This window comes from Caballeronia calidae, assembly GCF_900044055.2.
GTDB classification, from domain to species: Bacteria; Pseudomonadota; Gammaproteobacteria; order Burkholderiales; family Burkholderiaceae; genus Caballeronia; species Caballeronia calidae.
This window is the reverse complement of record NZ_FCOX02000124.1, coordinates 1-9,776: the sequence shown is the minus strand read 5'-3', so window position 1 is coordinate 9,776 and position 9,776 is coordinate 1. Positions and strand designations below refer to the sequence as shown.

The window sequence follows — 9,776 nt, the reverse complement described above, 5'->3', positions numbered from 1 at the left end:
GGTCCAGTTTTCGCGCATCAGTTTTCGTATTCATACTTCTCTAACGCACGAGGCAGTATTTGGTGCACCGGTCAGTATGTTCCTCTCGACGCCGTCCGTCTTTGCAGTAAACATCTATGGGGCAATGGAAGTCAAGCCCTTTCGCGATCCGTTTTTCCGTCAGTTATCTCCCATTCGAGAGTGCGACAGGTTATCCACGGCCGGCCGGCGGGGTCGCCTGTTACGACCACGACGCTGGCCGGCCGTGGATAACCTGCACGATCAGATGTTTTGCGATCCCCCATATCAAGCGAGAACAGTAGTTGAGGTCGGGGTGTCTGAAGGCCGGACACTTGACCGGACCAACTTCTATCCGTGCCGGCACGAGACCGGGCACCACATACCGCATGCGCAAGGCGCTGGAACCACCCCTTATAGACGCGCCCCATCTAAATAGTTGCGACTGCACCCGTTTCCGGGCACGTTTGCCTTTCCCGACGAGGCAAACGCGGCCGGACTCGTGTCTTCGATCCGCGAGCGCGCCAGAATGTCTCAAAACAGCGGGTTATGGGCCTGCTGACGCTCCCTTTCCGGCATCTCCCGTCAGCAAGGCCTCCACCGATCGCTGGAAATCCGCTTGCGGTCACCCGTTCTGGACATCAGAAATTACCGCGTTGGTCATTCAACGCCCATAGCGGTCACCGCCTGCGGAGCGGCTTAGCACAAATGGTTTTTTAGTTACCGATCGCGGACTGATCGCGATCGGCTCCGTTATGCCTCTGCGCCGCGATCGCTAACCAAAAAATCCTTCTATGGGGCGTTGAAAGTCAACCCGTTCCAAGATAGAAAGCGTCTTATGCGAGGTAACTTCCTCCTTGTCGTTGTCTACGGCCCGCTTGCGTCCGTTCGTAGCAGGCGACCCGCAAGCAAGCGGGCCGTAGACAACGCGACGCTCACGACATACATCTTTTGCAGCCTGAGGCCATATCTGTGTCATTCTGGTCAGGGTGCCTGACGGGGCCGCGTCCATTGCCGGGGCCGACCTTCTATCCGTGTCGGCCAGCCAGGCCGGTTACCTTATGCCACATGCGCAAAGCGCTGGCGCCACCCTGTTACCGACGCGCCCCATCTCTGAAAACGGCTACCCGCATGGGTAGCCCGGATTTTTTCCAGGCGCATTGACCTTTACATGCCGTCATGCTTCAGTTGTAGTCAGGAATCCAACATGTTAATACCTCATGATTTGAGTATTGCGCCAGCGGGGATCTCACCGTTTTCGAAATAGCGCCATAACGCGATTGCCAGACGCCGTGCGAGCGCCACAATACCGATGCGTCGCAAACGCTTGCCAGCACCGGCAAATCGCTGGTTGTACCATTGACTGAGCGGGCTGTGGGGCTGCCAGCGCAGCCAACTCCAGGCGAGTTCCACCAGCACCCACCGGCATCGCCGGTTGCCCGCTTTACTGATACCCTGTTCGATTTCGCTGGTGCCACTGGCATAGGGCGTGGGCGTCAGGCCCAGGCTGCCGGCCAGTTCGCGGCGGTTGCGAAAGTGGCGCCAGCCAAACAGCTCCCTAACCAGGGTCCACGCGCTGCCCGTCCCAATGCCAGTCAGCCGTGCCAGCAACGCCATGCCTGGGTGGGCGCCGCTGCGCATCTGCTGGTTTTGCTGCGCTTCAAGCTGGCGGATCTGCTGGCACACCAACGTGAACCGATCGAATTCGCGCTCAATTTCGGCGCGCAGTCCGGGCAGCAACTTCTCGCGCTGCTGAGCCCACCAGCGCGTCCACATGTACCGACCGACATACTTGACCCGAAGGTTGTACAGCACGAGCAGGGAGCGGATGCGATTCGTGTGCGCGGTACGCTCGTGCCGCAGGCGTTCGAGTTCGCGGTGGAGGCGCCGGTCGTCTTCCTGCTCAGGGGTGGGGATACGAGCCACCGACCAGACGCGCCGCTCGCCAGCGTGAAAGCGAATGAGCATGGACAGGAGCTTGTCGCTGTCAAGCCGGTCAGTCTTGGCGCGGCGCCGGCGCCGGTTCACTTCGATACTGGCGGAATCCACCACGAGATTGACGATGCCCTGTTCTGTCAGCCAGCGGCGGAGCCAGAAGCCGTCTCGGCCTGCCTCGTAACAGCTGTAGACGGGTGCCTCGGCGCTGAGGTGGCAACGCGCCTTGGCCTTCGTGATGGCGGTGAGGACCGCCGAGGTATCACCTGTGGCGACCGTACACCGGCTGGTCGCGCGCTGGCCGTCACCCAGTGACAACTTCCAGCTTTTTTCGCTCAGTTCAAAAGCGACGTATAGCCGACCACCTGCCATCGTATGCTGCCCGTGGGGGCCCGTATCAAGCGTGTCCATTTTGCGTGCTCCTTCGGAAGAAAACGAGTCTGCGAATCCCTTTCTACTCCTACGAATTTGCTCGCAGCCGCACCCGTAGCATCTCTGCTCTATCTACCCCTCAGAATTATGTCGGGTGCACTATTGAATTCGGGAAATTTACGGAAAATTCAGGTGTCGAGTCGATGTGGTTCGAGTGATCACCCGACATACTGTAATTCGAATATCTAAAGACTGTTCAGGAAGTTGAGGAGTTCGTCTGTCGGCTTGAAGCGTCCTGGCACTCGGCGCTTTGTAGCCTGCATCGGCGCACAGGTGCTTGCTGCGACGATGCGGGGGATTCGGGCGCTTGACCATGATGGCGCTGAGGACCTCATCGAGTCGCTTGCCGTCATTGACGTTGGCCCCGGTGACGATGAGCGACAACGGGACGCCACGACCGTCGACCAGAAGATGGCGTTTGCTTCCATTTTTTTCCCCGATCCGTCGGGTTCGGGCCGACGGCTTCTTGTGCCAGGGGTGCCTTCATCATCGCCCCGTCGACGCTTTGCCAGCGCCAGGCGATGCCCTCCATCTCGTCGTACTCGGCCAGTCCTGCCGCCCAGAGTGCTTCGAAGAAGCCCGCCGCCTCCCATTCGAGAAAGCGTTTGTGGATGGCGCTGGCACTACCAAAACGCTCTTTGGGCAACGCCTTCCATTGGCAGCCCGTGCGCAGTACATACACAATGGCTTCAAACACTTGGCGAGCCGGCTTCGGCGGTCGTCCCGCTCCCGGCCTGCGCAGGTACTGTTTCTCTGGTGAGGGCGCACGTTGCGGGATCAGTGGCTCCACCCGCTGCCAGAAAGCATCGGTCACCTCCCACGATTCGACTCGCTTCTTGGTCAAGCCTTCGCTCCAACGCCGCACTCGCTTGCGGCTCGGAACGAAGTATACCTTTATTTACGGATAAGTTCTAAGGAGCCGATAGGGGTGTGCGCCGCCATTACCCCGTGGAACTTTCCAGCCGCGATGATCACGCGAAAGGTCGGTCCCGCCCTGGCGGCTGGATGTCCGATTGTCGTCAAGCCCGCTGAAGCTACACCGTTCACTGCGTTGGCACTGGCAGTTCTGGCGGAACGTGCTGGGCTACCGAAGGGCGTGCTGAATATTCTTACGGGCGACCCAAAAGAGATCGGTGCCGAGCTGACCAGTAATCCCGTCGTGCGCAAACTATCGTTCACAGGGTCAACCGCGATTGGACGCTTGCTCATGGCGCAGTGCGCGCCAACGGTCAAGAAGGTGACACTGGAATTGGGCGGTAATGCGCCGTTCATCGTGTTTGACGACGCCGACATCGACGCGGCGGTGCAGGGTGCGATCGCCTCGAAATACCGTAATAGCGGCCAGACCTGCGTCTGCACGAACCGGTTCTATGTGCACGAAAGCGTCTACGACAGCTTTGCGCAGAAGCTGTCCGAAGCTGTGACCAACCTGAAGATTGGTCGAGGAACCGAGGAGGGTGTCATGCTCGGGCCGCTTATCAACGAGGCTGCTGTCTCGAAAGTGGAGGAGCACATTGCCGACGCGGTGTCGTTGGGTGCCCGCGTCTCGACGGGCGGCAAGCGGCACGGGCTTGGACACGGCTTTTTCGAACCGACAGTGCTGACGGGCGTCACTTCGGAAATGAAGGTGGCGAAGGAGGAAACCTTCGGGCCACTCGCGCCGCTCTTCAAGTTCGCATCAGATGATGAGGTCGTGCGAATGGCGAACGACACGGAATTCGGGCTTGCCGCGTATTTCTACAGCCCTGACGTTGCGCGCGTCTACCGCGTGGCCGAAGCCCTGGAGTACGGCATGGTTGGCGTCAATACCGGCTTGCTCTCCAACGAGGTTGCTCCGTTCGGCGGCGTCAAGCAATCGGGTCTTGGCAGGGAAGGGTCGTACTACGGGATTGATGACTATGTCGTGATCAAGTACGTGTGCTTGCAGGTCTGACAATCCGCGCATATCGGACGACGGGCGCGCGCAATCTATTCGCGCGTCTCGATGATCCGTTTGATCAACGACAAGCCTTTCTGCAGGTCCTGACGTTCGTCTTCCGATAGCTTCTCGACAATCACGGCGTTCAACCAGTCTTCCCGCACCGCGAATATACTTTCGAGCGTCTTGCTACCTTTCTTTGTCAACTGGATGATGGTTGCACGACCATCAGTCGGATGGGGCTTGCGGCCGACCAATCCCGCTTTCTCCAATGCCTGAACTGTGAGGGACATCGATTGAGGCCGGACGCGCTCGGCAATCGCCAGATCGTTCGTGCTCATCGCTCCCTGACGCTGCAGATGACCCAATACGGTGAGTTGCGAAAGCGGAGGACCCGACTCGACCCGAATCAGTCTCGCCCCTCGTCCTAATGTCTCGCGAAGATCGAAGGCGAGCTCCGCAACAGAATCTCGATTTTTCAGCATAGTTCGTAAGACTTCTCGCTGCACGACCTGGTTTCTGGTTGTCTGCGCCAAATGGATCAGACTCTGGAATTTAGCATACGGTGTAGTACGCAAGAACGGACTGCGACGAGCGCCGCCCATTCCGATCGACCTATGCCTATGAAATGACGATTCCCCGGGCACGCAGGCTTCGTCGGCCTGCTGTTAATGCTTCGAGCAATCGATCCCTGGCCGCACTGATGTGGCTTCTAGTAAGTTCGATCGCCTTGTCGACCTGGCCTTTTTGAAGCGCGCGCAAGACCGCACGATGTTCGGCCGTGCCGGGAAGTGAGGCGTCGTTCTCGATCCAGCGAACACGAAGCAGGCGCGTCATGCAATCGGCAATGCCTCGGGTCACAAATTCGTTCTTTGCGAGGCTCCCGATCCTGAGATGAAACTGGCGGGCCGCAAAATCGCACTCCTCAGGCGTTGAGTCCTTTGTGACAGCATCGAGTATCGCTTCGATCTCAGCAAGTTCAGCGGCACTCGCCGTCGGGCCACCGATCTGAAGCGCCGCCACCTCCAGAATCTCCCGGTAGATGAAGAGCTGCTTGACTTCCTCCAGATCGATTGGCGGGATGATCCAACCGCGCCCATTGCGACTCACCAACCCCTCGCCCTCGAGTCGGAGAAGCGCTGTGCGCACCGATGTTCGCGAAATCTGGAACTGGGTCTCCAATCCGCGTTCGGTCAGGCGCTCACCCGGACCGATGTCCATGTCCAGGATCATTCGTCGAAGCTGCTCTTCGACCAACTGGGTCTGCGTCGCCAACTGCACATCTCCGCTATCAATCGTCAATCATTGAAAACCACATTGGTACACCAAATCAGTGTACCATAGCGGTGTGTATCTCGTCTTCAGCATCAAGTATATGGATTCTTCCAACGACGGCTACTGGCAAAGCAATCTAGCCATTTGTCTGTTCGGGTCGTTTGCGACCGTCTTTGCGATGACACTGGTGTTGCCGTTCTTGCCGCTTTACGTCGAGGAGCTGGGCGTGAGAGGCCATGCTGCCATTGTGCAGTGGTCAGGGATCGCTTTCGGGGCCAACTTCCTGGCAGCAGGTCTGATCGCGCCGCTTTGGGGTCATCTGGGAGATCGATTCGGTCGTAAGCCCATGCTCGTGCGCGCCAGCCTGGGCATGGCTCTGACGATGCCGCTCATGGGTATGTCGACGAACATCTGGCAATTCGTGGGGTTACGGCTGTTGGCGGGAATCGCGGGAGGATACTCGTCGGGTGCGACGATTCTCATCGCCGTTCAGACACCCAAGCACAGAGTAGGGTGGGCGCTCGGTGTGCTCGCGTCTGGCGTGATGGCCGGCAATCTTCTTGGTCCTCTTGCCGGTGGCTCGCTGCCGTCATTAATCGGAATAAGGGCCACTTTTTGGTTATCAGGGGCGCTCATCTTCATCGCCTTCCTGGCGACCGTGCTATACCTTCGCGAGGAACCACGCAAACCTCTGGCTACGAAGGAGCGGCGCAACGGCGGTTGGTCACAGGTTCAGAACAAGTCGATCGTGCTCGCCATGCTTGGCACCGGCTTGCTGCTGATGATCGCGAACATGTCGATCGAGCCGATCATCACCGTCTACGTCGCGACGCTGGTCGACGATCCTGCTCGCGTTACGTTGGTCTCCGGATTCGTGATGTCTACCGCGGCGCTCGGTAGCATCGTTTCCGCGTCCCGCCTCGGAAGGATTGCAGATCGCGTCGGGCACACGAAGGTGATCATCATTGCGCTGACGACCGCTGGAGTCTTGCTTATACCGCAGGCATTTGTTACGAGCGCGTGGCAGCTTATCGTGTTGCGTTTTCTGATGGGCCTTTCGCTAGGCGGCCTGCTCCCCTGCATAGCCGCGGTTATTCGACACAATGTGCCGGAAAACTTCGTTGGCGCGGCGATGGGCTATTCGCTGTCGTCGCAATTCAGCGGGCAGGTTCTTGGACCACTCATCGGTGGGTTCATCGGCGGTCAGATCGGCATGCGCGCCGTCTTCGTTGGGACCAGCATCCTGCTCTTGTCGGGCGCCGCTATGAATAGATGGATCGACTGGTTGCCAATCGCTCCCAGATCTACATCCCTTAACAACTGACTTCGCTCTCCATGTCTGATTTGCTCTCCATCGATCCGAAAAAGTCGGCTCTGTTGTTGATGGACTTTCAAAATTTTGTTCTCGACAATTTTGTTGCGCGGGATGCTGCGGACAAGGCGATAGACAATGCTTCGACCCTTCTAGAGGCCTCTCGTGCGGCGTCCATGCTGACGATCCACGTCAACGTGGGTTTCCGACCCGGCTACCCTGAGATTAGCTCACGAAATAAGCTATTCACGATGCTCAAGGGAAGTGGCCTGGTTACGCCGGGCAGCGAGGCAACGAAGATTCACTCGAAGCTCGCGGCTCTCGAGACCGAGCCGGTCGTGGTGAAGCATCGAATCGGAGCTTTCAGCGGGACTGACCTCGAGCGCATTCTTCGAGCACAAGAGATCGATACGCTTATCCTGGCCGGCGTCACAACGTCTGGCGTGGTGCTTTCGACGGCGAGACAAGCGTTCGATCTCGACTTCAACCTTGTCGTTGCCGGCGATGCGTGCGTGGATTCGGAGGAACAGATCCATGCCGTTCTGCTTGAAAAAGTTATTTCGCAGCAGGCGTTGATCGCGTCGAGCGCTCAACTGGAAGCTGATCTGGGATAGCGAGGCGGAGTAAGGCGCTGATCAAATCTTGGCTGCGCAGCTATAGCTATTCGGACATTCGAACACGCGCACGGCTGTCACGACGGTGAGGCCGTGCTCGAGATAATCTCACAACACATGGCATCAGATAACCCTGATCAGTTTTCTACCGGCATCGCGAACGACCGCGTTGCTCGGGGAGGTTCTGCGCCGGGAACATGAAGGCGACCAGCACGAACTAATCGTCCTTCGTCAGGAGCTCAGCCGTCTGCATGCGGGCCTGTTTGACCTGTACATGGCAGCACGGAAAGTGCAGCGTGGATAATTCACGTGCGTTACCGGTTTCACTTCCGAATGGGCGCTGCGGATTTCTCGACGGATGGGAACACAAACGCGCGCCGAGACGCTGCCGGTAATGCTGCCGTCGCCTGCTCGATCACTTGCGAGGTCAGAGGTGAATCAGATGAATTCGGCGCGGCGTCCCCCTGCACAGAATCCTGGTGGCGCTGCTTCAAAGACTCGATCAGGTGCGCGAACCCTCGTAGTCCGTGCGATGATGCCTGCGGTTCCAATGCGGTCGTCCCTAGTTGTCGATGACCTATAGTAGCTCGTCAATGCGATGGCTGCTGTCCCGGCCTGAGAACTTCTTGGCTGAATACGTTGTATCCCGGAGGCGCCTCGATGTGATCCTTCGACGTCTGCAATTTGGGAAATTCGTTGTAAGCGCAATGGACCCGAACGGCGAGAGGCAGAGGCGCTGCGAGTGCGTCGGTGCGGCACTTTTCTTGCTCAGGACGCGATCTGCTCCACCTTTTGTGCGTCAGCGCGGACCCGGGGCGCCCGTGCCGACCCGACGGCGCGCGGTACGGCCGCAACGAGCAACGCCCAACACGATGCCAAGCTCGACAACGAACAGCGCGCTATCGGTACGGACCGTACGTTCTTCGTTCTTTCAGATAGCCGGTCATGAATCCCGGGCACCGCGTTGGGCGCGGCGTATCCGGGCGCGCGAGCTTTGATTGGCCAAGAATGGAGAATGGACTATTTTTTCTGCAGCATCTGCTTGATTTCGTCCATATGCTCGTTGGCACGCCGCGTGATATTTTCCATCGCGTCGGCCTGCGACTTGCGCGCGATCTCCGCGAGATCCTTGATGTCGTCGAGCGCTTTCAGGCACGCATTGCGCGCGACCTCGGTCTGTTTGCTCGGATCGCTGATTCCGGCTCCAGCGGCTTCCTGAATGTCCTGCATTGCACGCGTCAGCATCTCGGTCTGCTTGCGCGCGAGCTGCTGCATGGACTCGTATGCCGTCTTGTTCGCATCAACGATCGCCTCGATGTCCTTCCTCCGCGACTCGACGAGTGCCGACATGTCGACGCCGGGCACCTTGAACTGTTCGAGCATCTTCGTTAGATCGCCGAAGGGATTCATTTGATCAGCCATGACCATCTCCTGGGTTGTTCGCGTAGGTCGCGAGAACTTTGGTTTGGGTAGTGCATTGAGAAACGAGAAACGCTCGTGTCACTCTCCGACGTTGCTGGGCCGCGTCAGGAACGCGGAGTCGCCAACATCACTTTACCCGGGCCGCGCTACCGCACGGGCAGGGCTGTGCTTTGACACCTGTCCTGCGCCTGCGATGAAAGCTGAATCGGCACTCATATTGCCATCTGTTCGCACGAACTTCATACGAATTGCGGCAGATCAGCCAGCTTCTGCCCGATGATTGGACAGTGACACCAATGTGCGTTGAAGGGTGGAAGCGCGAGCAAGCACCCAAGCGACCCCACAAAGTCTGCGCGAAATACCATACCACCAGTTGGGGCTTCCGGACTCGTCTAGAAGGCGCTGCGAGCGTATTCGGCTTCGTCCGCTGATTTCGCAGACTGTCTCATCGAGCGCTCCTGCAATGAGATGGGGCCTGATTAGACGGGAACCCTCGACATAACAGGGCCAAGACTGCGGTAATGCGCGTAATCAAGTGATCTCCGGCGCTGAGGGCATGCGCAAAAAACTTTGGTCATTCGCTCACGCGCCGTACGCGCCCCGAACGTTCGGAAATATAGAGGACGAAAACGGCTCTCATCTCAGCCAGACTGCGCCATTCTGCCTGTCGCTGGAGAGTTTCGAACGGCATCCCCCGCACTATGATCGCCCGGATTAAAATGCGTGGAAGACGCAGCCCCATTAGGCTGCCCGTCTATGATTGAGGAGTGATGCCTTGAACAGCAATATTTTCGCTAAAGCGGCAGTGTGGCTCGTGATCGCACTGGTGCTGTTTACGGTGTTCAAGCAGTTCGATAAGCCCCGCGTCCAG

The 9,776-nt window shown here is 58.4% G+C and carries 6 protein-coding genes and 2 pseudogenes; 3 read left to right on the top strand and 5 right to left on the bottom strand.

What is annotated here, in order from left to right:
* Window positions 1-1,215 precede the first annotated feature (1,215 nt).
* Both AWB78_RS40015 and AWB78_RS40010 read right to left on the bottom strand, forming a co-directional pair.
* Window positions 1,216-2,343, bottom strand: a complete 1,128-nt coding sequence (locus AWB78_RS40015) for an IS110 family RNA-guided transposase (RefSeq protein WP_062612502.1) — start codon at window positions 2,341-2,343, stop codon at window positions 1,216-1,218.
* 246 nt (window positions 2,344-2,589) lie between these two features.
* Window positions 2,590-3,208 (bottom strand): annotated as a pseudogene (locus tag AWB78_RS40010) (IS5 family transposase); the annotation flags it as partial.
* A gap of 60 nt (window positions 3,209-3,268) precedes the next feature.
* Between AWB78_RS40010 and AWB78_RS40005 the strand changes: the two are divergent.
* Window positions 3,269-4,297, top strand: a pseudogene (locus tag AWB78_RS40005) (NAD-dependent succinate-semialdehyde dehydrogenase); the annotation flags it as partial.
* Window positions 4,298-4,332: 35 nt separating this feature from the next.
* On the opposite strand, the gene AWB78_RS47155 reads toward AWB78_RS40005, so the two are convergent.
* Window positions 4,333-4,767 (bottom strand): MarR family winged helix-turn-helix transcriptional regulator, encoded by a 435-nt coding sequence (locus tag AWB78_RS47155; protein WP_062612500.1) that lies wholly within the window; start codon window positions 4,765-4,767, stop codon window positions 4,333-4,335.
* Between the two features lie 136 nt (window positions 4,768-4,903).
* Entirely contained in the window at window positions 4,904-5,563 is a 660-nt protein-coding gene (locus tag AWB78_RS39995) for a GntR family transcriptional regulator (RefSeq protein WP_232478072.1), read from the bottom strand.
* A 94-nt stretch (window positions 5,564-5,657) separates the two neighbouring features.
* Between AWB78_RS39995 and AWB78_RS39990 the strand changes: the two genes are divergently transcribed.
* Window positions 5,658-6,881, top strand: coding sequence for an MFS transporter (locus AWB78_RS39990; protein ID WP_062612504.1), 1,224 nt, complete (start codon window positions 5,658-5,660; stop codon window positions 6,879-6,881).
* Window positions 6,882-6,892: 11 nt separating this feature from the next.
* Entirely contained in the window at window positions 6,893-7,483 is a 591-nt protein-coding gene (locus AWB78_RS39985) for a cysteine hydrolase family protein (protein ID WP_062612498.1), read from the top strand.
* A gap of 1,020 nt (window positions 7,484-8,503) precedes the next feature.
* Here AWB78_RS39985 and AWB78_RS39980 read toward each other — a convergent pair.
* Window positions 8,504-8,905 (bottom strand): phasin family protein, encoded by a 402-nt coding sequence (locus AWB78_RS39980; protein WP_062612496.1) that lies wholly within the window; start codon window positions 8,903-8,905, stop codon window positions 8,504-8,506.
* Window positions 8,906-9,776: the final 871 nt, after the last annotated feature.